At 68.8% G+C, this 22,648-nt stretch carries 19 protein-coding genes; 10 read left to right on the top strand and 9 right to left on the bottom strand.

The window, feature by feature from the left end; all coding sequences use genetic code 11:
- Positions 1-24: 24 nt before the first annotated feature.
- From J4573_RS14805 to J4573_RS14795, 3 genes are all read right to left on the bottom strand, one after another.
- On the bottom strand, positions 25-828 hold the full coding sequence (locus J4573_RS14805) for a hypothetical protein (protein WP_208256008.1): 804 nt from the start codon (positions 826-828) through the stop codon (positions 25-27).
- Between the two features lie 65 nt (positions 829-893).
- Positions 894-1,358: a glycine-rich domain-containing protein gene (locus J4573_RS14800; RefSeq protein ID WP_208256007.1), complete on the bottom strand. Its 465-nt coding sequence runs from the start codon at positions 1,356-1,358 to the stop codon at positions 894-896.
- On the bottom strand, positions 1,355-1,879 hold the full coding sequence (locus J4573_RS14795; protein ID WP_208256006.1) for an ATP-binding protein: 525 nt from the start codon (positions 1,877-1,879) through the stop codon (positions 1,355-1,357). The genes J4573_RS14800 and J4573_RS14795 overlap by 4 nt, the downstream gene beginning before the upstream one ends.
- A 192-nt stretch (positions 1,880-2,071) precedes the next feature.
- Between J4573_RS14795 and J4573_RS14790 the strand changes: the two genes are divergently transcribed.
- The 3 genes from J4573_RS14790 (at position 2,072) to J4573_RS14780 (ending at position 4,666) form a co-directional block, all read left to right on the top strand.
- Positions 2,072-3,469 (top strand): NsdA family TPR-like regulatory protein, encoded by a 1,398-nt coding sequence (locus J4573_RS14790; RefSeq protein WP_208256005.1) that lies wholly within the window; start codon positions 2,072-2,074, stop codon positions 3,467-3,469.
- Complete coding sequence (locus J4573_RS14785) at positions 3,462-4,004, top strand: GNAT family N-acetyltransferase (RefSeq protein ID WP_208256004.1); 543 nt, start codon at positions 3,462-3,464, stop codon at positions 4,002-4,004. The genes J4573_RS14790 and J4573_RS14785 overlap by 8 nt, the downstream gene beginning before the upstream one ends.
- A gap of 125 nt (positions 4,005-4,129) precedes the next feature.
- Positions 4,130-4,666, top strand: a complete 537-nt coding sequence (locus J4573_RS14780) for an NUDIX domain-containing protein (RefSeq protein WP_208256003.1) — start codon at positions 4,130-4,132, stop codon at positions 4,664-4,666.
- A 159-nt stretch (positions 4,667-4,825) separates the two neighbouring features.
- Here J4573_RS14780 and J4573_RS14775 read toward each other — a convergent pair whose 3' ends face one another.
- A complete protein-coding gene (locus tag J4573_RS14775) occupies positions 4,826-5,431 on the bottom strand; it encodes a hypothetical protein (RefSeq protein ID WP_208256002.1) in 606 nt (201 codons plus the stop codon).
- 50 nt (positions 5,432-5,481) lie between these two features.
- Positions 5,482-6,243 carry a C40 family peptidase gene (locus J4573_RS14770; RefSeq protein WP_243772968.1) on the bottom strand — a complete coding sequence of 254 codons (762 nt, stop codon included), beginning with the start codon at positions 6,241-6,243 and terminating at the stop codon, positions 5,482-5,484.
- A gap of 341 nt (positions 6,244-6,584) precedes the next feature.
- On the opposite strand from J4573_RS14770, the gene J4573_RS14765 reads away from it, so the two are divergent.
- Entirely contained in the window at positions 6,585-8,312 is a 1,728-nt protein-coding gene (locus tag J4573_RS14765) for a serine/threonine-protein kinase (protein WP_208256001.1), read from the top strand.
- 472 nt (positions 8,313-8,784) lie between these two features.
- Complete coding sequence (locus tag J4573_RS14760) at positions 8,785-13,629, top strand: NAD-glutamate dehydrogenase (RefSeq protein WP_208256000.1); 4,845 nt, start codon at positions 8,785-8,787, stop codon at positions 13,627-13,629.
- 35 nt (positions 13,630-13,664) lie between these two features.
- Here J4573_RS14760 and J4573_RS14755 read toward each other — a convergent pair whose 3' ends face one another.
- From J4573_RS14755 to prfB, 3 genes are all read right to left on the bottom strand, one after another.
- Positions 13,665-14,618, bottom strand: a complete 954-nt coding sequence (locus J4573_RS14755; RefSeq protein WP_208255999.1) for a DUF8094 domain-containing protein — start codon at positions 14,616-14,618, stop codon at positions 13,665-13,667.
- A 129-nt stretch (positions 14,619-14,747) separates the two neighbouring features.
- Positions 14,748-15,725: a DUF8094 domain-containing protein gene (locus tag J4573_RS14750; protein WP_208255998.1), complete on the bottom strand. Its 978-nt coding sequence runs from the start codon at positions 15,723-15,725 to the stop codon at positions 14,748-14,750.
- A gap of 126 nt (positions 15,726-15,851) precedes the next feature.
- Complete coding sequence (prfB, locus tag J4573_RS14745) at positions 15,852-16,970, bottom strand: peptide chain release factor 2 (protein ID WP_208255997.1); 1,119 nt, start codon at positions 16,968-16,970, stop codon at positions 15,852-15,854.
- Positions 16,971-17,260: 290 nt separating this feature from the next.
- On the opposite strand from prfB, the gene J4573_RS14740 reads away from it, so the two are divergent.
- The gene (locus tag J4573_RS14740) at positions 17,261-18,322 is read left to right on the top strand and encodes a DUF8094 domain-containing protein (RefSeq protein WP_208255996.1); all 1,062 of its coding nucleotides are present in this window, start codon (positions 17,261-17,263) and stop codon (positions 18,320-18,322) included.
- 31 nt (positions 18,323-18,353) lie between these two features.
- Here the strand turns inward: J4573_RS14740 and J4573_RS14735 are convergent, their stop codons facing one another.
- On the bottom strand, positions 18,354-18,539 hold the full coding sequence (locus J4573_RS14735; protein ID WP_208255995.1) for a hypothetical protein: 186 nt from the start codon (positions 18,537-18,539) through the stop codon (positions 18,354-18,356).
- 321 nt (positions 18,540-18,860) lie between these two features.
- Between J4573_RS14735 and ftsE the strand changes: the two genes are divergently transcribed.
- From ftsE to smpB, 4 genes are all read left to right on the top strand, one after another.
- Positions 18,861-19,550, top strand: a complete 690-nt coding sequence (gene ftsE / locus J4573_RS14730; RefSeq protein ID WP_208255994.1) for a cell division ATP-binding protein FtsE — start codon at positions 18,861-18,863, stop codon at positions 19,548-19,550.
- 162 nt (positions 19,551-19,712) lie between these two features.
- Positions 19,713-20,618: a permease-like cell division protein FtsX gene (gene ftsX / locus J4573_RS14725; RefSeq protein WP_208255993.1), complete on the top strand. Its 906-nt coding sequence runs from the start codon at positions 19,713-19,715 to the stop codon at positions 20,616-20,618.
- 75 nt (positions 20,619-20,693) lie between these two features.
- Positions 20,694-22,169 (top strand): S41 family peptidase, encoded by a 1,476-nt coding sequence (locus J4573_RS14720; RefSeq protein ID WP_243772967.1) that lies wholly within the window; start codon positions 20,694-20,696, stop codon positions 22,167-22,169.
- Between the two features lie 4 nt (positions 22,170-22,173).
- Positions 22,174-22,647 carry an SsrA-binding protein SmpB gene (smpB, locus tag J4573_RS14715; RefSeq protein ID WP_208255992.1) on the top strand — a complete coding sequence of 158 codons (474 nt, stop codon included), beginning with the start codon at positions 22,174-22,176 and terminating at the stop codon, positions 22,645-22,647.
- Position 22,648: the final 1 nt, after the last annotated feature.

The raw sequence follows: 22,648 nt of genomic DNA, 5'->3' as shown, positions 1-22,648 counted from the left end.
CAAGGACGGGTCGCCGGCCGATATTCAGGAAGCGGCCGTCTGCACTGTCCGGTACTCGAACCACGCTTGAGCGGCCTTCGTGATCTCGAAGGGGCGGCCGTTGGCGGCCTTGGACCACATTCGGAGGTTGGCGAGGGCGAAGGCGCGCAGACCTTCAGGTGGAGCCGTGCCCCAGGAGGGGACGGCTCCTACGACGTCTTCGGCTTGCTCGGGAGTGTGCCCGGCTTCGATCAGCCGGATGACCAAGCAGGCGGGATCAAGCCAGGCCGCGCCCCGGGTCGGCCAGGCCCAGTCGATGAGGGATGCCTTGCCCTCGGCCATCACCAGGTTGGGAGGCGTGGGATCGATGTGCTGGAGCCGGTCGCCGCGGAACCACTCCAGGTCGGCAGGGTCGTCCACGTGAGCGCCCCATCGGTGTTCGGGACGCTTGAGGGGCAGGTCTGGACACGGGAGCCTGCCAAGCTCGGTGAAGGTCAGGACAACCTTGTCGACGTCGGGGGAACCCGGCGCGTAGTCGGCATGACGGCCGTCGAGATACTCGAATCCGAGGATGTCCCAGTCACCGTTCACCCGCCAAAGTAGCCGGGGGGTGAAGCTCAGGACGTAAGGGTTGATCATCTCTTCCATGTCTTGGGTCCATCGCCGTGGCTGTGAGTGATCCACCCCCTTGATGAAGACCCGGCCACGCTCGCTTTCGAGAACCGCTGCCACAGCGGAATTACGTCCTGTCGAGACCGTTCGCACGGCCACCACCTGGCCGGTGTGCTGTTCGACCTGCTGCCTTGCCGCGCAGGGCAGGTCTTCCCAGTGGATGCGTTCGGCAGGCACTGACGCTCCCTCGGGTTGGCCTGGTAGGCCCAGGATGCCGGACCTACCAGGCCGCGCGGCGCAGGCTAGCTGCTGCACCTGATGGTGTTGTCGCAGCTCTCGCCGCCCGAGCAGTGGACCGACTCAACCGCCGCCCACAGGTCGTCGTCCACCGGGTAGCCGTGTTCCCGCAGGAAATTGGCTGTCCGCCTCATGAGCGCGCCGCCATCGGTGGCGCCCTCGATCGGGTTGTGGTGGATGTACGTGCCTGCGACTCGTTCGCAGAACTTGTGGTAGTGCTGCGTGTCGAGGATGAACGTGTGCCAGCCGTGATCTACGGCGACGGAGGGGTAGAACGTCACGCCGGGGTTGTCCCCAATGGCTCCGAGCATCATGACGGCCTGGGCCACCGAGCGCTGCGCCATCTCCTCCGAAAGGTCATGCTCCTTGGCAGTGCGTCGCACGAGCCGCGCGAACAACTCCGAAGAGACCAGATTCCTTAGATCGTTGGCGGCGATCGGCGCCACCGCCCTAGCGGCTGTGATGGTCATTCGGCTTCCTCCTCGGAAGCTCTGGGCGCGACCGGTCGCCGCACCTGTTTGCCGCCGGACGGGTGGCTCACGGGGTGTTGTGACGCACTCGGGAAACACCGCCCGCCCGGAGGGTCTTGCAGCCACATCGCCCAGATGGTCTTGCCGCCATCGGCGTGTGGGTCGATGCCGAACTTGTCGGCCAGGTGAGAGGCCACCCACAGCCCCCGGCCGCCAATGGCATCCAGCCTCAGCTCTGTTGGAACCTTCGGAATGACTGGCGAGCAGTCGCGGACCTCCAGCCGCAGCCAACCGCCCTCGAGTCCGAGAGCGGTCTGGATCACGGTGCCGGGAACTTCGTTGCAGGCGTTGGTGACCAGCTCGGAGACGACCGTGGCGACGGCCATTTTGAGATGGGTGAGTTGCCAGTTCTCGAGCGCGATCTCGGCCAGCTTGCGCGGTACAGGGATCGTCATCACATCGGCCGGGACGATGAGTCGATAGGTGAGATCGTCTCGGCCGGAGATCGCGGCGAGCGTCATTACGGTCCTTCCTTGCGCTGACGAAGCGTGCTCGTGAAGAAGGATCCGCTGAGTAGTCGACCGGTGACCAGAACAGCACCGCATGAGAAACGGCTGCGTGTCATGCGTCGATGAATAATCGGTGTAGTGGCCGGTCTGAGGGGCTAGATCATGAGCGAGACGCGAAGGCTCTGCTCAAGGTGCGATCAGCCATTGAGCCGCTACACGACAGGTGATGTCTGTGGTCCATGTGTCACCGCCCAGAGGGATTCCCCGCCTCGCCTCATCCACCTGCCGCTCGGATTCTGGTTCTCCGAGACCGTCGCCCACGCACTGTCGATCTGGGACTGGGCGACGGTGCTTCGCGGAGTTCACCGGCACGCGCAGGCCACGCAGAGCACGATCGCGCAGCAGACGGGACTTTCACAGGCCACGGTCTCGCGGCTCATGGCGGGCAAGTCCGCCGGCTGCACGATCGAGACCGCGCTCAAGTTGCTCGATGGGCTCGGAGCACCTCGCCTGTTGGCCGGGCTCTCGCCCAAGGGACTCGGTCATCTCGCAGGGACGGCCAACCCAGACGTTCGCCCCCCGCAAGATCAGTCGGAACCCGCTGTGAGGCGCCGCGAGTTCGGAACCACATTGATGCTCGCCGGTCTGGCGATCCCTCTCTTCGGCGGAACTGGGACTCGGCGGGCAGCCGACAGCGACGTGAACGTGATCAATGGTCTGGAACGTCCCTCGGATGTCGTCGCGGATCTCTTCGACCTGGACGCGCGCCACGGTGGCGCCGCGCTCGTTGACCTCGCCGAAGCGCGCCTTTCCAGCATCAACAGACAGCTCGGGCAGGTGTCGCTGAAACCCTCTGATGAACCTTTCGTCTACGCGGTGGTCGGCGAGATCACCGCCGCTGCCGCCTGGTTCGCCTACGAGCACGGCGACTTGAACAGAGCTCAGGAACGGCTGAAGGACGGGCTCTACGCTGCGCACTGTGCAGGTGACGCAGGTCTCAGGTTCCAAGTCCTGGACACCATGGCGATGGTCGCCCGTGCCAAGGACGAGCCGGTAAAGGCCGTGGCGATAGCTCAGGGTGCGCTCGACACTGAACGGCCGGTGGACCCTCAACTCAGGGCCCTGCTCGCGATGAGGATCGCCCTCGGCCATGCGCGACTCGGCGACGAGGCTCGGTACGAGTCGTTCCGTGGGACCACCTGGGATCTGCTCGGAAAGGCCGGTAGCTCACCTCTACAGGACGAGTGGTTCCGGTTCTTCGGCGAGAGCGAGGTGCTCGGTCTGGAAGCGATCGCGCAGGGCTACCTTGGGCACTACGCGCGCTCTGCGGCACTGCTGTGTGGCATCACGGCGAGCATGCAGCCTCGCAATCGCGCCTACTACCGCGTTCTGCAGGCCGATGCGCTTGCTCTATCCGGAGAGATCGGCGAGGCGATCAGAGTCTTCGACGACAACCTCGCGCTGCTGACCGAGATGACAAGCGCACGGATCACGCGCAAGATCAGGAACTTCGCCGCCACACTTCAAGGCAACCCTCGCGACGATGCCAGGCAGACCTGTCGCATGGCCTTCAGCCTGATTGGAGCGCCTTCGCATGCCTGACGAGAATCAGTACGCGCTGACCAGACTGAACGGATCGGACGCTCTGCTCCTGCTGGACGAAGTCGCCGAGATTTACGTACCGGCCTATGCCGAACCGCCCTATGAGCCACATCCGATGTTCAGTCGCGAGGCTTTCGTAGAACGCACCACTCGGCAGGCCAACAGAGACGGCTTCGTTCTGGTTGCCGCCCGGTCGCATGCGGGCGAACTCGCCGGTTTCTCCTTCGGTTTGCCTTTCGGGGCCGGGAGGTGGTGGCGCGATGTCTCGGGTTCGACGCCGCCTGAGGAGGTCGTGTCGGCGTCAAAGTTCTCGGTGATCGAGCTGGTGGTGGCCGCCGAGCATCGAGGACGCGGACTGGCTCGCAGACTGCTGAACGAGCTCTTGGAGGGACGGCCGGAGCAGTACGCGATGCTCCTGGCACAGCCTGATGCACCGGCGAGAGCGATGTATGACCGGTGGGGATGGACTGAGGTGGCGAAAGTGCAGTCCCAGCCGGGGGCCGACATCGACGATGCGCTGGTGCTCAAGCTCTGACTGCACCTCACCGGCCATCAATGCGGCTGGCCCGGACACGTGGACGTGAACCACGCGTCTGAGGTCAGCAGGCAATAGAGGATGACACCGGTGATGAAGACTGCGACGCCGACGTCAGGGGGACCATGCGCTGGATCGTGCACTCTGAGGAACCGCTGTATCGAGATGAGTGGCTGGACATCCGCCTTGCTGACGTCGAGATCACAGGCGGACGGCACCTTCAACATCGGGTGATGCGCTCACGGTCCGGTGGCGCGGGCGCGGTAGTGCTCGACGAGCAGCGGAAGAACGTGCTCCTGATCTGGCGGCATCGATTCATCACGGACACCTGGGCATGGGAGATCCCTGTCGGCGGGATCAAGGATGGCGAAGAGCCTGAGGCCGCAGCGGCTCGGGAGGTCGAGGAGGAGACCGGTTGGCGTCCGGGCCCGATGCGCCTGCTGACGATCGTGCACCCCACGCCGGGGATCTCCGATGCCAGGCACCACATTTTCCTGGCTGCTGGAGCAACGCATCTGGGCCCGCCGGTCGAGGACTGGGAGGCTGAGCGGATCGAATGGGTGCCGCTCGCCAGGGTGCGGGACCTGGTTGAGAAAGGTGACATTGTCGCGGGGACCTCCGTGGCCGCCCTGTGCTTCGCGCTCCTCGCTATCCAGGCTTGAGCCCAGCTTGGAATCATGGCCCCGACCTTGTCTGTGGCCGTGCTGAGGGCTTGAACCACTTAAGGGGTGGGGGTCTGGGGGCTTGCCCCCAGTCGGGGTTTGGGGCGGAGCCCTAATGGGGCTGTCTGAGCGGAGCGAGGGCCTTGCTCTTCCCGAGCGTTAGCGAGGGTCTTGTTTCTTGGCGGCGTAGGTCTCGATGTCGGAGCGGCGGTAGAGGCGGCGGACTCGGCCTCCGGCTAGGGGGACCTCTTCGGCGGGTTCGGGCCAGCCTGCGGGTGGGCGCTTGGCGTAGACGGTGGCGCTTGATTGGGCCAGGCCCAGGATGCGGGCGGCTTCGGCGAGGGTGACCAGGTCGTCGGGGGATTCGGCGGGAGCGGACTGGGTGTAGTTGGTGTACCAGGTGGTCCAGGCGGACTCGTTCCAGTAGAGGGACTTGCCGGATTGGTGGGCTGGGGCGGGGTGGTTGTTGGTGTCGCGTTCGGCCCAGAGCTTTTTGAGGGTGTGGCGGGTGAGGTTGTGCTTGGCCATGAGGTCGTCTCGGGTGGCCAGGCCTGAGGGTGTCTGGGGGGACGTGTCACGGGTCTTGTACCAGCGGGCCCATTCTTCGGCGTCCCAGGCGAGTTGGTTGCCTATGGTGCCGGCGGGCTCAGGGTGGCCGTTCTGGGAGCGTTCGCGGAACCACTTCTCCAGGGTGCTGCGGCCGAGGTCGTAGGTCTCCATGAGCTCGGAACGGGTCTGGACCCGGCGGCCGTCGAGAGTGGTCATGAGGGCATTATTTCGGCCGCGTCCCGCCTGGGGCGGGACGCGGCCGAACGTCAGCCCAGGCTGAGCGGGATTTGCGGGAGCGGGCGCCAGGCCGGGCGTGCGGCGCCGACGTAGTTCCGCTTGTAGTAGCCGCTCAGGCGCTCGACGCTCACGGTGCGGCCCGGGCGGGGCGAGTGGATGAACTTGCCCTTGCCCAGGTACATGCCTACGTGGCCGAGGCTGTTGAAGAAGATCAGGTCGCCTGCGCGGAGTTCACGCTTGGCCACCCGGGTCTTGATGCGGCGGTACTGGGTCGCGGCGACGCGCGGGATGCGGATGCCGGCGCTGCGCCAGGCCGTTTGGGTGAGGCCGGAGCAGTCGTAGCCCCGCTTGCCCGTGCCGCCCCAGACGTAGGGGCGGCCGCGCTGCTTGAGCGCGAAGGTGATCGCGCGGTCGGCGCGGTGCCGCCACTGCGCCTCGATGCGGGCGCGCTGCAGGCGTACGGCGGATTGGAGCCGTACGAGCAGCTGGGCGTTGAGGTGGGCGCGCGAGGCCCTGGTGCGCATCCCGGCCACCGCCTGGATGCGGCGGTGCAGGGAGCCGGTGGCCTGGGTCAGGTAGAGGCGACTTGAGGTCGCGGTCATCTGCAGGCGGCTCGTGGCGCGACTGAACTGCAGTCTGCTGACCGTTTCGGCGACCTGGACACTGCTGGTCGCGGTGGTGCCGTCAGGGATCTTGGCTGATGGAGAGTCATCGGCCGCCTCAGCGACGCCTGGGGCGATGACCAGCGCGACCGTGGTCGCGCAGTAGGCGGCCTTTAACGGAATGGACATGCCTGTCTTACCTCCTTCGACGAAGATCGTCAGGCGGCCTTCTACCCGGCGCGCGCGAATTACACGCCTGAAACCTTAGCGAAATGGCGTTCTGAGCTGGGGTTTTGTCGGAGTTGGGGCGTGTTGGCGGGTATCGCCGTGGGTGTGAATCGCACTAGGATCGCCCTCTGCCGCAAATCTGTCCTGAACGGGAAGCGGTGGGTCAGATCACGCCGTATGGTCGCGGGGTCAGGACAACGCCTGCCAGGCCTGGGGCGTCCCACACATGGGAGAACCGGTCCGTTTGGTCCGATCATGTCCGTGGATCGGTTCAGCAAGTCCAGAGAGGGGCTGTTCCACGCATGTTGGTTGGGGCGCTGCGGTCGGGGGACCCGGAGCGACTTGGTACGTACGCCCTGATCGGAAGGGTCGGCGAGGGCGGTCAGGGGACCGTCTTCCTGGGCACCGGCGAGGACGGCCGCCGGGTCGCCATCAAGCTGCTGCACTCCGAGCTGACCTCCGATGACAAGGCCCGGGCGCGCTTCCTGCGGGAGCTGGACGTCGCCAAGCGGGTCGCTCCGTTCTGCACCGCCCAGGTCATCGACGCCGACGCCGACGGTGACCGGCCCTACATCGTCAGCGAGTACGTGCCCGGCCCGTCCCTCCACCAGCTGGTGGGCGAGCAGGGTCCGCTGCGCGGCGCCGCGCTGGAACGGCTCGCGGTCGGCACCGCGACGGCCCTGTCGGCCATCCACCAGGCCGAGATCATCCACCGCGACTTCAAGCCGCACAACGTGCTGATCGGCAACGACGGCCCGCGCGTCATCGACTTCGGCGTGGCCCGGGCGATCAGCGGTTCCACGACGCTGACCAGCAAGGTCATCGGCACGCCCTCCTACATGGCGCCCGAGCAGATCCAGGGCGAGGAGATCGGCACCGCCGCGGACGTGTTCTGCTGGGCGGCCACCCTGGTGTACGCGGCGACCGGGTCCTCGCCGTTCGGCCAGGACAGCATCCCGGCCGTGATCAACCGCATCCTGAACCAGCAGCCCAAGCTCGGCGACGACCTGGACGGGCCGCTGCGCGAGCTGGTGCTCGACTGCCTGAGCAAGGATCCCGCCGCGCGTCCGAAGGCCCGCCAGGTGCTGATGCGCCTGCTCGGCCACGAGGAGACCGGCCCGACGCCCGCCGTCGTCACCGACCCGGCCGCGCACGACGAGGAGGCCGCGACCGCGATGCTCGCGGTCGGCAGCGTGCTGGCGGCCGAGCTCGGGGATGAGGACGACCTCGCCACTCCCGGTGTCGCGGCCGCAAGCGGTGCCGCTGCGGGCGGCGCCGCAGGAGCCGGGCTGGGTGCCGCCGCGGCTCAGGGCCTGAACGACAGCGCCGGTACCGATCCTTATGAGGTCGTGAGCGACGCGGCGCATTACGACGCGGGCGGCCATGACGTCTACGCGCCGGGTGGGCATGCCGAGGCCGGTTATGACGCCGGCGGCTCGGCTTCCAGCGAAACGCAGGTCGTACGGGCGCTGCCCGACGAGGTGGCCCACGACGACCCGTACTCCGAGGAAGAGGCGCGCAACCTCCCGACGCCCGCCGAGTGGCTCGAGAACAACACACTGCCGGGCGGCGGCGGAAAGCGGCCCGGCTCGCCGCGCGGTCGGCAGCGGCGCGTGGCGGCGCTGGCCGGTGCCGCGGCGCTGCTCATCGCGGCCGGGATCGCCTCGGCGGCGTTCGCGCTGAGCGGCGACGGCGGCGCGCAGCCGAGCACCCGGGTCGGCGACCCGAGCAACACCGCGCCGGCGCAGACGACCGCGGACCCGACGACCGAGGACGTTCCGACCTACCCCACCCGCGCTCCCCGGCACACCGAGTCCGCGACCCCGACACCCTCCGACACCGCGTCGCAGAGCCCGTCGGAGTCGCCGACGCCCACTCCGTCGCACACGCCCACGCCGACCCCGTCGGACTCCCCGACCAAGCCGCCGACCTCCCCGCCGGACACGAGCCCGCCCCCGACCAAGACGCCGCCTCCGACCGACCCGCCGACCAAGCCGACGGGCGGCGACACCGGCAAGACGACCGGCTAGGCGACCGCCACGACGACCGGCTGGACGACCGGCTAGGCGACCGCCACGACGGCCGGCTGGACGACCGGCTAGGCGACCGCCACGACGGCCGGCTGGACGACCGGCTAGGCGACCGCCACGACGGCCGGCTGGACGGCCGGCGGATCGGGCTCTCCCGGCCGCTGACGCGACCGCCGACCGGCCATTGACGCGGTCGGTCGTGCGGGTGCCGTTCGGGTGAGGTTCCGGGCGGGATATCCGCCCGTTTCCTGCGGTGACGGTGCGCGGCGTCTACGGTGAGAATCGTAGTGATGCGGATCACTGAGTCTTGACTCACCGTCCTGACTCGCCACTCGGGCGGCAAGGTTGGCGGCACGGTTAAAGCCATGTTTGAGTCGCGGCCCCGCCGGTCGGCTTTGGGTCGATTCATGGCTACGCTGGCGCAGTGAGCGGCGCCACAATGATGTGGCGGAGGGTCTCTAGGGGAGTGTTGATGGGCGGCAAGCTCGATCAGGCCAAGGACGATCTACTCCGGCGGGCGGCCGAGACGTGCGCCCACGGGCAGGGGGCACGCGGCGGGGACCTGGAGGAGGCGACCGAATACCTCCGGCTCTACTACCGCCAGGTGGCCCCCGAGGACCTTCTCTCCCGCGACCCCGCCGACATCTGCGGCCCCGCGATGGCGCACCGGCTGCTCGGTGAGGACCGGCCGCAGGGGCGCGCGAAGGTGCGGGTCTTCACCCCCACCCTGGAGGAGAACGGCTGGGACCCCGGGCACACCGTCGTGCAGGTGGTCACCGACGACATGCCGTTCCTGGTCGACAGCGTCACGATGGAGCTCAGCCGGCACGAGCTGGCGACCCACCTGATCGTTCACCCGCTCCTCGGCGTGGACCGCGACGTGGCGGGCCACCTCAAGGCGTTCCGGCCCAAGCTGGAGAGCCCCACCGACATCGACGAGTCCTGGATCCACATCGAGATCGACCGGTGCAGCGACCGGGCCCGCCTGGAGCAGCTGGAGAAGGACCTGCAGCGGGTCCTGCACGACGTGCGGGTCTCGGTCGAGGACGAGCCCAAGATGCGCTCGCGTGCCGGTGAGATCGCGCTGGAGATCCGCGAGACGCCGCCCGGGCTGCCGGACAAGGAGCTCGCCGAGGGCGTCGAGCTGCTCGACTGGTTGTCGGACGGGCACTTCACCTTTCTCGGCTACCGCGACTACACGCTGACCGAGGACGGCACCGCGCTGCGCCCCGAGCCGGGCACCGGCCTCGGCATCCTGCGCGGCGACAAGCGCGAGTCCGACAGCTTCGCGGCGCTGCCCCCCGAGGTCCGGGAGAAGGCCACCGAGAAGCACCTGCTGGTGATCACCAAGGCCAACTCGCGTTCGACCGTGCACCGCCCGGCCTACCTGGACTACATCGGCGTCAAGAAGTTCGACGCGAACGGCGAGGTGATCGGCGAGCGCCGGTTCCTCGGCCTGTTCACGCACGTGGCCTACAGCGAGTCGCTCTCGCACGTCCCGGTGCTGCGGCGCAAGCTCGAGGAGGTCATCGAGCTCGCCGGGTTCACCGCCGACAGCTACGACGGCCAGGACCTGATCGAGGTACTGGAGGGCTACCCGCGCGACGAGCTGTTCCAGATCTCGGTCGAGGACCTGCTGCCGATCGCGCTCGGCGTGCTGCGGCTGCGCGAGCGCCGCCAGCTGAAGCTTTTCCTGCGCAAGGACATGTACGGCCGCTACATGTCCTGCATGGTCTACCTGCCGCGGGACCGCTACACGACCAAGTGCCGGCTGCGCATCCAGGAGATCCTGCGCAGCGCGTTCAACGGCGTGAGCGTCGACTACAGCGCCAACGTGACCGAGTCGATGCTGGCCCGGCTGCACGTGGTGGTGCGCGCCGAGCGCGGCCGCCCGCTGCCGGACGTGGACGTCGACGAGCTGGAGTCGCGGCTCGCGGCGGCGACGCGTTCGTGGGCGGACGACCTGTCGGACGCGATCGTCGAGCAGTGCGGCGAGGAGAAGTCCACGGGCCTGGCCCGCCGCTTCGGCGACGCGTTCCCCGAGGGCTACAAGGCCGACTTCCCGGCCCGTACCGCCGTCTCCGACCTGCGCCGCCTGGACGATCTCTCCGAGGACGGCGAGATCTCCATCAACCTGTACGAGCCGTACGCCGCCGAGCCGGGCGACCGCCGTCTGAAGATCTACCGGCTGGGTCCGCCGATCTCGCTGTCGCGCGTGCTACCGCTGCTGCAGAACATGGGCGTCGAGGTCGTCGACGAGCGCCCGTACGAGATCTGCACCAGCGACCCGGCCCGCCGCTACTGGATCTACGACCTCGGCCTGCGGTACGAGCCGCCCGCCGACGTGGCCGAAGAGGACCGCAAGGTGCTCTTCCAGGACGCCTTCACGGCGCTGTGGCGCGGCGACATCGAGAACGACGGCTTCAACGCCCTCGTGCTCCACGTCGGCCTCAACTGGAAGCAGACGATGGTGCTGCGCGCGTACGCGATGTACCTGCGCCAGACCGGCACCTCGTTCTCCAAGCGCTACATCGAGCAGGTGCTGCTCCGCAACGCCGCCATCACCCGGCTGCTGATCCGCCTGTGGGAGAGCCGCCTGGACCCGGCGCTCTCGGGCGGCGAGGCCGAGCGCAGCGAGGCGATCGGCGAAGAGGTCGGCGGCATGCTCGACGAGGTCGCCAGCCTGGACGAGGACCGCATCCTGCGGGCCTACCTGGCGATGATCACCGCGACGCTGCGCACCAACCACTACCAGGGCAAGCCCTACCTCTCGATCAAGTTCGACCCGGCGGGCATCCCGGACCTGCCGCAGCCGCGCCCCAAGTACGAGATCTTCGTCTACTCGCCGAAGCTGGAGGGCGTCCACCTGCGGTTCGGCGCGGTGGCGCGCGGCGGCCTGCGCTGGTCGGACCGGCGCGAGGACTTCCGCACCGAGATCCTCGGCCTGGTGAAGGCCCAGGCGGTCAAGAACACCGTGATCGTCCCGGCCGGCGCCAAGGGCGGGTTCGTCGGCAAGCAGCTGCCCGACCCGTCCGCCGACCGCGAGACGTTCATGAACGCCGGCATCGCGATCTACAAGGACTTCATCAGCGGCCTGCTCGACGTCACCGACAACCTGGTGGACGGCAAGGTCGTCCCGCCGCCGAACGTGGTCCGCCACGACAGCGACGACACCTACCTGGTGGTCGCGGCCGACAAGGGCACCGCCACCTTCTCCGACATCGCCAACGAGGTCTCGGCCTCCTACGGCTTCTGGCTCGGCGACGCGTTCGCCTCCGGCGGCTCGGTCGGCTACGACCACAAGGCGATGGGCATCACCGCGCGCGGCGCCTGGGAGTCGGTGAAGTACCACTTCCGCTCGCTCGGCAAGGACATCCAGAACGAGGACTTCACCGTCGTCGGCATCGGCGACATGAGCGGCGACGTCTTCGGCAACGGGATGCTCCTCAGCGAGCACACCAAGCTGGTCTGCGCGTTCGACCACCGGCACGTCTTCATCGACCCCGATCCGGACCCGGCGACCTCGTTCACCGAACGCAAGCGGATGTTCGAGCTGCCGCGCAGCTCCTGGGCCGACTACGACACCGGGCTGCTGTCCAAGGGCGGCGGGATCTTCCCGCGCACCGCCAAGTCGATCAAGCTGACGCCGGAGATCCGCGCCGCGCTCGGCATCGAGGGCGACGTGCTCGCCCTGACCCCGTTCGAGCTGATCCGCGCCGCGCTGCTCGCGCCCGTCGACCTGCTGTGGAACGGCGGCATCGGCACCTACGTCAAGGCCGCGGTCGAGAACAACGCCGACGTCGGCGACAAGGCCAACGACCCGGTCCGCGTCGACGGCATGGAGCTGCGCTGCAAGGTGGTCGGCGAGGGCGGCAACCTCGGCCTCACCCAGCTCGGCCGGATCGAGTACGCGCGCGGCGGCGGCCTGGTCAACACCGACTTCATCGACAACTCCGCCGGCGTGGACACCTCCGACCACGAGGTCAACATCAAGATCCTGCTCGACCAGGTGGTGCGGGACGGCGAGCTCACCCGCAAGCAGCGCGACGGGCTGCTGTACGAGATGACCGACGAGGTCGCCGACCTGGTCCTGCCCGACAACTACGCGCAGAACGTCGTGCTGGCCGCCTCGCGCGCGCAGGCCCCGGCGATGCTGCACGTGCACGCCCGCTACCTGCGCAAGCTGGAACGCGAGGGCAAGCTCAAGCGGCGCCTGGAGTTCCTGCCCGACGACAAGCACCTGGCCGAACGCCGCCAGTCCGGGCTCGGGCTGACCAGCCCCGAGTTCTCGGTGCTGCTGGCCTACGCCAAGATGACGCTGGACGACCAGCTGGTGGCCTCGGACCTGCCCGACGACCCCTACCTGGAGTCGTGGCTGGTCAACTACTTCCCGACGCCGCTGCGCGACCGGTTCCAGGGTTACATGGACCGGCACCCGCTGCGCCGCGAGATCATCACCACCGCCGTGGTGAACGACCTGGTCAACAACAGCGGCATCACCTTCGACTTCCGGCTGAACGAGGAGACCGGGGCGTCCGCGCAGGACATCGCCCGCGCCTACCTGGTCGCCCGCGAGGTCTTCGACATGCCGCGCTTCTGGCGCACCGTCGAGGACCTGTCGCACCAGGTCGACGAGTCCACGCAGGTCGCGATGCTGCTGGAGGCGCGCAAGCTCACCGAGCGCGGCGCCCGCTGGCTGCTGCACAACCGGCGGCCGCCGTTCGACATCCAGGAGACGATCGGCTTCTTCGCCGACGGCGCGGTCGCGCTCGGCACGCAGCTGCCCAAGCTTCTGGTGGGCCTGGACCTGGCGGCGTTCGAGCAGCGCCGCGACAGCTTCACCGAGCGCGGCGTGCCCGACGAGCTGGCCGAGCAGGTCGCGATGCTGGTCCCGGCGTACTCCACGTTCGACCTGGTCACGATCGCGCACGACACCGGCCGCCCGGTCGAGGAGGTCGCCGAGGTCTACTTCGACCTCGCCGACCGGCTCCAGCTGTCGCGGCTGCGCGAGCGCATCATCGCGCTGCCGCGCGACGACCGCTGGCGTTCGATGGCCCGCTCCGCGCTCCGCGACGACCTGTACGCGGCGCACGCGGCGCTCACCCGGGACGTGCTGATCACCAGCGCGCCGGGCGCGCAGCCCGAGGAGCGGCTCGCCAACTGGGCCGAGAAGAACCAGACCGCTGTGCTGCGCGCCCAGCAGACGCTCAGCGAGATCTGGGAGAGCGACAGCTTCGATCTGGCCACCCTGTCGGTCGCCCTGGGCTCGATCCGCACCCTGGTCACCGCCAGCGCCCTGCCGTCCACCGAAGCCTAGGTATCAGCCGGCCGAGGTATCGGCCGGCCTGGGCATCAGCCCACAGCGGCAAGGGACACGGACTCGCCGAGGACCGTGCCCTTGCCGCTGACCGGCGCGTACCCGATGGCCAGCCACTGCCACGTGGCCTGAACGGTCGAGCCCGCGTCGACCTTCTTCTTGGTCAGGTAGTTGCGCAGTTCCTGGGGCAGGGTCGATTCCGTGCCGCCCGTGAAGGTCTGGCTCTGGGAAAGGCCGTACCAGACCAGCGAGCCGCCGTCCTTCGTGCGCAACGCATAGGAAGGGCCCGGTCCAGGCGTGTAGCGGCCCGGCGGGGTCTGCCAATTGCCGTACGTGGGAGTCCGGGACTTGGCCGAGTAGGCGTCCGGAGAGAAACCAGAGGTGTCGCCTGAGGCGAGGAAGGCCCCGTGCGCGGCGGGCAGGCCGCGGTCCGGCGCCGGTATGGCATAACCCTGCGCGTCATAGGCCAACTCGGGCGGCTTGCCTTTGAACGTGAGCCAGTGCGCGGCCCGCCAGTCGTCCTTGGCGCTCGTACGGACGAACAGCGCGAGCACCTGCTGGTCCTTGCCGCCGGAGCGCTGTGTTTCACCCCCATGGCCACGCCCCGCCGCCCCCGAAAGCGCGGCGGCGGCGAACCACTTCGGGTAGGACGCCTGCCGCGGCACGTACAGCACCGGGTTGAAGAGGCTGATCTTCGACGACCCGGGCAGCTTGCCGTACGTCCGGACCCGCACGCTGACCGGCGCCTCCAGCGACCCGGTGACGGTGTCCCGCCACAGCTTCTCGTCGCCCGTGGTGATCGCCCGGTTGTGCCGCGCCACCCAGTCCTTGAGCACCTTGAACGACTCGTCCGTGCCCACGGCCGGGCTCACGGTCGGCTCGGCGCTCGCCGAGGTGGTGGCGCCGTCCGACTCGGCCGAGCACGCGGCGGCCCCGAGAGCGACCAGCCCGGCCACCCCGGCTAGCACCGGGGCCACAAAACGGCGCAATTTCACACCTCAGCGGATAACTCGAACTATTGCCGCGTCAGTGTAGGGGGTGAAAAAGCACGCCGGGTGCCGGACTCGATCCCACTGCAGCGGTCAGGAAGAGTGGGACCGCGCCGGCACCCGACGAGATCAGGAACCCGTGGCCTCCACGGCCTTGCGGTACATGCCGGTCACCGCGGCCGGGCCCTTGCCCTTGGGCGGGACGGTGGCCAGGTACTGCACGAGGACGGTCGTGTCCAGGCGAGTCTTGGCCGCCGAGGCCGGGGCGAGCCCGATGAGATCACCGGTTACAGCCAGCCTGCCCCGCTTCGGGCTGGAGTACGCCTCGTTCTGGCGTACGACGTACCAGACCAGCGCGCCGCCGTCGGTGGTGCGCAGGGCGTGGACGGGAACGGTCTCGGGGGCGAACTTCGAGGTGAGCGTGACGCCGCCCTTGCCGAGCTGATCTTCGGCCTGGCGCAGGGCGTCATAGGCCTGGGTGGTCTTCGGGCCGGCGGCCAGCCCGGCGGCGCCTGGGACCTTCGGGCCCTCGCTGAGCAGGGCCGCGTGCGCCGGGGCGAGCTTGGCGGGGGGCAGCGTGAGGTTCGTCGTGGTCGGCGAGACCGCGGTCGCGTAGCCCTTGTCGTCCAGCGCGACCTTGCTCAGCGCGGCGTCGGTCGGGTACGGGTCGCCGGTCAGCAGCCAGGGACCGCCCGCCTTGTCCTGCGTGAACAGCATCGCGTGCCGCAGGGTCTCCTTGCCGCTGCCGGAGATGACGTCGGCGGCGAACCAGTGCGGGTAGCCGCTCAGGCGCGGGATGTAGAAGGTGGGCTTGGCGACCTGCACGTCCGCGGGCTTGTACTTGGCGGCCCGGCGGAGCTTGTACGCGGCGGCGTCCATGGTGAGCTGCGGTGCGCCCTCGACCGCGGCGAGCGTCTCGTCGTCCAGGTCGTGGCTCGCCCGGTTGGCCGTCGCCACGAACCGCTGCAGGACCTGCTCGGCCTGGGTCTTGGTCAGCGCCGGCGGCCCGCTCGACTCGGCGGACGACGAGCTTCCGCCGCACGCGGCGGCGGACGCCAGCAACAGCAGCGGGGGGAGTGCCAGGGACGCGGCGGTACGCAGGGGCATTGAGGACCTCGGGGGATTGAGGCGGTGGTGCAGTCTCTCCCCAACATCATCACAGAGTAATCGATCGATCACACAGTGAATCCGAGATGTCCGCTATGCCCCGATAAGGGGTTGGTGTGGCCGGGCTCAGGACTCGGCGCCGGACTCCTGCTGGCGCATCCAGCGGATCTCGGCCTCGATGAACTCGTCGATGTCGCCGTCCAGCACCGCGGTCGGGTTGCCCGCCTCGACGCCGGTGCGCAGGTCCTTGACGATCTGGTACGGGTGCAGCACGTAGTTGCGGATCTGCGTGCCCCAGCTGCTGGTGCCCTCACCGCGCAGCGCGGACATCTTCTCCGCCTCCTCCTGCCGCTTGCGCTCCAGCAGCTTGGCCTGGAGCACCGACATCGCGGTGGCCTTGTTCTGCAGCTGGCTGCGCTCGTTCTGGCAGGAGACCACGATCCCGGTCGGGATGTGGGTGATGCGCACCGCCGAGTCGGTGGTGTTGACGCCCTGACCGCCGGGGCCCGACGAGCGGTAGACGTCGATCCGCAGCTCGCTCTCGTCGATGTCGACGTGGTCGCTCTGCTCCACGACCGGGACGACGTCCAGGCCGGCGAACGAGGTCTGGCGGCGGCCCTGGTTGTCGAACGGCGAGATCCGGACCAGCCGGTGCGTGCCGTGCTCGCCGCGCAACGTGCCGTAGGCGTACGGCGCCTTGACGGTGAACGTGGTCGACTTGATCCCGGCCTCTTCGGCGAAGGACGTCTCGTAGACCTCGGTCGGGTAGTGGTGACGTTCGGCCCAGCGCAGGTACATCCGCTGGAGCTGCTCGGCCCAGTCGGCCGCGTCCACCCCGCCCGCCTGGGCGTTGATGGTGACCAGCGCCTCGCGCGAGTCGTACTCGCCGGACATGAGGGTGCGGACCTCGAGCGCCTGGACGGCCTTGTGGAGCCCGAGGAGCTCCTCGTCGGCCTCCTTGCGGGTGTCCTCGTCCTCCATCTCGGCGGCCATCTCGTAGAGCGTCGAGACGTCCTCGAGCCGCTGCCGCAGGCCCTCGACCTTGGTGAGCTCGCTCTCCAGGTACGACAGGCGGCGCGTCACCGTCTGGGCGCGCTCCTGGTCGCTCCACAGGTCAGGGTCGGCCGACTGCTCCCGCAGCTCGGCGATGTCACGCCGCATGCCGTCGAGATCCAGCACCTGCTCGATGCCCGCGAGGGTCGAGCCGAGCTCCTTGAGCTGATCTTCGGGATCGATGCCTGCCACAGACCGAGCTTATCGCCGTCCGGGGGGTGCCCGAGCGTCCGGTGACCGGGCCTTCGGTACGGATGGTCCTGAGCTCGGGTGGCCGGCGGTCCGGAGCTCGGGTGGCCGGCGGTCACGGAGCTCGGGTGGCCAGGTCCGGCTTCGCCCGGTCCTCTCCCTGATGGCAGAATCCAGGGCCGGGGCCGGTCACGCCGGCGACCGGTAGGTCACCAGGTGGCGGAAACGGGTCCGCAGGGGCGATCCATCGGGGATCATGGGTGGATCATCGGAAGGGCCGGGGGTAGCAGGCGGTGCGCAGGACCACACTGGCGGCGTGTGCCGCCGTGCTGCTGGCGGTCACGCCTGCCGTCGCGAGCTGCGCGGGCCAGGAGTCCAAGGCACGCCCGCGCGCCGCGCTCACCACGGTGGCCCCCTCGCCCGAGCCTCTTACCCCGCAGCTGGCCGAGAGCCAGTTCCGCTCGTTCGTCGGCAACGACGACGTGGCCCGCGCGGCCCGGGACGAGCGCCTGGCGCTGAACTGGGTCTCCGACGGCCAGGCGATGCTGACCGCGGCCGAGTTCCGCAAGGCCGCCTTCGATGGCGACCCCGTGCAGCGCTTCGACTACGGAACGCCGAAGTTCTACGTACCGAAGCTCAAGGAGGAGTTCCCGCAGTGGTTCGTGGCCCAGGTGCCGCGGACCGTCAAGGGCGACCCCAAGAGCACCCGCACCGCGCTGATGGGCTTCATCCGCAAGGGCTCGACCGACACCTGGCACCTGAGCCTGTCCACGCTGCTGGCGCCCAAGGCCAAGATGCCCAAGATCGCGGTCGGCCCCGACGGGTACGCGACCGGGGTCACGCCCGACGACACCTCGGTGCTGATCGGCCCGCAGCAGGTGCCGGGCATCCACGCCACCCTCGCGTTCGAGGGCCCCGACAGCGTGACCGCCCGCATCATGAAGAACGGCCCGTACACGACCGGCTACTACAACCAGAGCCGCAAGGACCACCGGAAGGCGCTGTCGCGCGGCCTGATCCTGCAGACCGTGTTCGTCGCCACACCCTGGCCGCTCTTCCCGCTGCGGACCGAGCACGGCGGTGTGACCGTTCTCTACTCGCTGTCGCGCAACACCAACACCCAGCCGAAGGACAAGGACAAGGCCAAGGGGCTGAACCCGCCGCTGCCGCCGGAGATCGCGCATCTGCTGGAGAACGGGGTGGAGGGTCCGCAGATCCAGACCTCCGAGACGCTCCAGTTCGTGGCGTTCGATCCGGCCAAGTCCACCGACAAGTCCAAGGAACAGTCCAAGGCCGAGGTGTTCGGGGAGGACGGGGCGTTCACCAAGGCCTCCGCGCCCCCGAAGGCGTCCTAGCCGCTTAAGTCCTCACCGGACTCGGGAGTTCTCAGCCGTAGACGCGCTGGAGGACCAGGGCCAGGAAGAGGAGCGCCACCAGGCCGGCCAGGACCAGCGCGGGCGGGATGTTCGGTCCGTGGCGGTGGATTTCGGCGCGTGCGCTCCGGCAGGTCGGGCAGCGCCCTTCGGCCACCGGACCCGAGCACCGGGCGCAGATCAGGTGTTCGCAGCTCATGTCGTGTGCCCCAATCTCCGTGCAATTCGCCATCATCCAGCGTAGCCGGACTGTATGGTCGATCCGGCAAGACCGTGAGCTCTCAGGCACGAACCGGTCGAACGGGCCGGGGAGGTGCCGACACGCCGCGCCCCAGGTGGATCCGCTCCCCGCGTACCGCCTCATATGGGCCGAGGCAGTTGACTGTCCCCTCTACACTGCTCGGAAGCCGCCTGGTCGGACGACCGGGAGGTGAACGGAAGGGCCCAGAGACCCGGATAGGTTCGGGGTTCCAGGTTCCTCCGTAATCCAACCCCTAGACTGAACCGCCGTGATGCAGCCGTGATCCATTTCGACAACGTCACCAAGGTCTACAAGAACCAGGGCCGGCCGGCCCTCCAGCACGTGAACGTCGCCATCGAAAAGGGCGAGTTCCTGTTCCTGGTCGGGCCGTCGGGTTCGGGTAAGTCGACCTTCCTGCGACTGATCCTCAAGGAGGAGCGTCCTAGCCAGGGTCACGTGCACGTGGCGGGCAAGGACCTCAGCCGGTTGACCAACTGGAAGGTGCCGCATCTGCGGCGCCGGATCGGCTGCGTCTTCCAGGACTTCCGCCTCCTCCCCAACAAGAACGTCTTCGAGAACGTCGCGTTCGCCCTCGAGGTGATCGGCAAGCCGCGGCGCTTCATCGCCAAGGTGGTGCCCGAGGTCATCGACCTCGTCGGGCTCGAAGGCAAGGCGCACCGGATGCCCGACGAGCTGTCGGGCGGCGAGCAGCAGCGCGTCGCCATCGCGCGGGCGTTCGTCAACCGGCCGATGATCCTCCTGGCGGACGAGCCGACGGGGAACATCGACCCGGCGACGTCCATCGGCATCATGAAGGTGCTGGACCGGATCAACCGGACCGGCACCACCGTGGTGATGGCCACCCACGACGCCGCGATCGTCGACGCGTTCCGCAAGCGCGTCGTCGAGCTCGAGGACGGGCGGGTCGTCCGCGACCAGTCCCGCGGCGTCTACGGCCAGGCCTACTAGCTCACGCAGTCGGCGGCCGGCGGCGGCGCGGACCGCCCCGGCACCACCGCACTGAACCTGCGGGTCCAAACCGGCGTATGACATTCGGTACGAAGTACGAGTGGAACGCGCCCGCACCGAACACGCTCCCCAGCGGGCACAGGCGATCAAGGACAGCGAGGCATGCGCGCACAGTTCGTTCTCCAGGAGATCTGGATCGGTCTCCGCAGGAACCTGACGATGACGATCTCCCTCGTCATCACCGTCGCCATCGCCATGGCGCTTTTCGGGACCGGCCTGCTGCTGCGGGCTCAGGTCAACGCCTCCAAGGGGTTCTGGTACGACCGGGTCGAGGTGTCGGTCTACCTGTGTGCCAAGACCAGCTCCAACCCCGCGTGCCAGCGGAGTGACACGACCGAGCAGCAGCGCGACACCCTCAAGAAGAGCCTTGAGGACATGCCGCAGGTGGCGAAGGTCGACTATGAGAGCCGCCAGGAGGCGTTCGACCGCTTCAAGGACCGGTTCTCCGGCACGCCCGGGTTCGTCGCGGCGACCAAGCCGGGCGACATTCCCGACTCGTTCCGGATCAAGCTGAAGGACCCCTCGCAGTACGAGAAGGTCATTCAGGCGATCACGGGCCGGCCGGGCGTGGACCAGGTGATCAACGAACGCGAGATCCTGAAGAAGTTCTTCAAGATCCTCGGTGGCCTGCAGTGGGCCGCGCTGATGATCGCCCTGATCCAGGTGATCGCCGCGGTGCTGCTGGTGGCCAACACGGTGCGGTTGTCGGCGTTCAACCGGCGCCGTGAGACGGGCATCATGAGACTCGTCGGCGCATCGAACACCTATATCCAAATGCCCTTCATCATGGAGGGCGCCATCGCGGGCCTGATCGGAGGCCTGTTCTCGGCGGTCCTGCTGGTCGGGAGCAAGATGCTGCTCATTGACCGATTGGCGGGCAATGTCGGGTTCGCGACCCAGCTCGGCTGGGGGACGGTGGTCGCGGTCATTGTCGTGTCGATCTGCTTCGGCGTGCTGCTCTGCGCCATAGCCTCGTTCCTCACCCTGCGCCGCTACCTGCGGATTTAGCGGGCCGGCGGCCGGACCGGGACGGATCGGCGGGCGTCCACACCCCGGAGAACAGCGGGAATTACACTGGCTCGCATGTTCCGGTTCACCGGTCGTGCGCTGCGGGGGACCGCCATAGCCGCCGCGATCGTCTGCGCCTACGGTGCCGGAGTGGTCAGCGGCGGTGGGGCGGCCAAGCAGCCCGACCCCTCGCCTCGGTCCCTGCTGGACGAGGCGGCCACCAAGATCGGTCAGGAGTCCGTCGAGCCCGTGGACCACGGCGAGCTCGACCGCGCGGCCATCGACGGCATGCTGAAGCGCCTCGGCGACAAGTGGGCCCGCTACTACTCGGCCGAGGAGTTCGACGACTTCCAGGGCCGCCTGAACGGCAGCTACAGCGGCGTGGGCATCTGGCTGGGCTCAGGACCCCAGAACGCCGCCGGTCGCACCTCGGAGGCCCCGAGCGGCGACCAGAGCGGCGATCAGGGCGGCGATCAGGGCGGCGATCAGGGCGGCGATCAGGGCGGCGATCAGGGCGGCGATCAGGGCGGCGATCAGAGCGGGGACCAGGGCGGCGATCAAGGCCGCGACCAGGCCCGTGCGGCGACCGCGGAGGGCGACGAGCCCACCGCCGCCGAGTCGCCCTCGCCCTCCGCCACCTCCTCGCCCGCGCCTGCGCCGTCGGCCTCTGCCACGCCCGGCACCGCCGCTCCAGGGCCGGTACGGGTGGCCAGCGTTCAGCCCGGCTCGGCGGCCGCCAAGGCCGGTGTACGCGCCGGAGACGTGGTCACGCGGGTGGCCGGCGAACGCGTCGACGGCTGGGACGTGACGAAGGTCGCGGCGGCCCTGCGCGGCAAGGCCGACACCGGCGTCGAGCTCGCCGTCGACCGCGACCACCACGAGAAGCGCTTCACCCTCGTCCGCACCCCGGTGCAGAGCGGCGACGTGTCGGCGAGTGCCCTGCCGCCCGACATGCAGCTCGTACGGGTCGGCGCGTTCACCCGCGGCGTCGGCCGCCAGGTGCGCGCCGCCGTCGACCAGGCGCCGGACCGGCACCGCGGCGGCATCCTGCTCGACCTGCGCGGCAATCCCGGCGGCCTGCTGGACGAGGCGGTCGAGACGGCCTCGGCGTTCCTGCGGAGCGGGCTGGTGGTGACCTACGAGCGGCAGGGGCGGCCCGCCGAGCGGATGAACGTCACCCACCCCGGCGACGGCGACACGCCGCTGGTGGTCCTCGTGGACGCGGGCACCGCCAGCGCCGCCGAGGTCGTGGCGGGCTCCCTGCGCGACCGGGACCGCGCGGTGATCGTAGGATCGCGTACCTACGGGAAGGGGTCGGTGCAGGAACCGGTCCGCCTCGAGGACGGCTCGGCGATCGAGCTCACCGTCGGTCGCTATCGCACCCCGAACGGCCGTAACCTCGACGGTGTCGGGATCGACCCGGATGTGGCGGTCTCGGCCGACCGCCCGCCCGAAGAGGCCGAGCAGCGCGGCAGGACCGTGCTGCGCGGCCTGATCGCGACGCTGCCGGAGGTGGGCTCGGGCGGCGCAATGGACAGAGACCGAGGCTGATCACGTGCCACGTGAGACCGGGCGGAAGAACATCGCCCAGAACAAGCGTGCCCGTTACGACTATCACATCGACGACACCTGGGAAGCGGGCCTGGTGCTGCTCGGCACCGAGGTCAAGGCGCTGCGCGCCGGCCGCGCCAACGTCGTCGACGGCTACGCGCACGTGCGCGACGGAGAGGTCTGGCTGGAGAACGTTCACATCCCCCAGTACGTCCAAGGGACATGGACCAACCACGCGGAGAAGCGGCCGCGCAAGCTGCTCCTGCACAAGCGGGAGATCCAGCGCATCATCGCCAAGTCGTCGGAGCCGGGCTGGACTCTCATTCCGCTCGCGCTCTACTTCAGCGACGGGAAGGCCAAGGTCGAAATCGGCCTCGCCCGTGGTAAGAAGTCGTACGACAAGCGGCAGGCCATCGCTAAACGGGAAGCCGACCGGGAGATGCAGAAGGCCGCGGCGGCCCGGTTCAGGAGACGGTGAA

This window comes from Actinomadura barringtoniae, assembly GCF_017573505.1.
In the GTDB taxonomy this organism is placed as follows: domain Bacteria; phylum Actinomycetota; class Actinomycetes; order Streptosporangiales; family Streptosporangiaceae; genus Spirillospora; species Spirillospora barringtoniae.
The sequence above is the reverse complement of the archived record's forward strand: the minus strand, read 5'-3'. Positions and strand labels throughout refer to the sequence as shown.

Bases quoted from the DNA above. Each gene is read 5' to 3' on its own strand.
- J4573_RS14800 (WP_208256007.1), bottom strand. From the start codon at position 1,358: ATGACCATCACAGCCGCTAGGGCGGTGGCGCCGATCGCCGCCAACGAT.
- J4573_RS14795 (WP_208256006.1), bottom strand. From the start codon at position 1,879: ATGACGCTCGCCGCGATCTCCGGCCGAGACGATCTCACCTATCGACTC.
- J4573_RS14785 (WP_208256004.1), top strand. From the start codon at position 3,462: ATGCCTGACGAGAATCAGTACGCGCTGACCAGACTGAACGGATCGGAC.
- J4573_RS14780 (WP_208256003.1), top strand. From the start codon at position 4,130: ATGCGCTGGATCGTGCACTCTGAGGAACCGCTGTATCGAGATGAGTGG.
- J4573_RS14775 (WP_208256002.1), bottom strand. From the start codon at position 5,431: ATGACCACTCTCGACGGCCGCCGGGTCCAGACCCGTTCCGAGCTCATG.
- J4573_RS14770 (WP_243772968.1), bottom strand. From the start codon at position 6,243: ATGTCCATTCCGTTAAAGGCCGCCTACTGCGCGACCACGGTCGCGCTG.
- J4573_RS14765 (WP_208256001.1), top strand. From the start codon at position 6,585: ATGTTGGTTGGGGCGCTGCGGTCGGGGGACCCGGAGCGACTTGGTACG.
- J4573_RS14760 (WP_208256000.1), top strand. From the start codon at position 8,785: ATGGGCGGCAAGCTCGATCAGGCCAAGGACGATCTACTCCGGCGGGCG.
- J4573_RS14750 (WP_208255998.1), bottom strand. From the start codon at position 15,725: ATGCCCCTGCGTACCGCCGCGTCCCTGGCACTCCCCCCGCTGCTGTTG.
- J4573_RS14735 (WP_208255995.1), bottom strand. From the start codon at position 18,539: ATGAGCTGCGAACACCTGATCTGCGCCCGGTGCTCGGGTCCGGTGGCC.
- ftsX (WP_208255993.1), top strand. From the start codon at position 19,713: ATGCGCGCACAGTTCGTTCTCCAGGAGATCTGGATCGGTCTCCGCAGG.
- J4573_RS14720 (WP_243772967.1), top strand. From the start codon at position 20,694: ATGTTCCGGTTCACCGGTCGTGCGCTGCGGGGGACCGCCATAGCCGCC.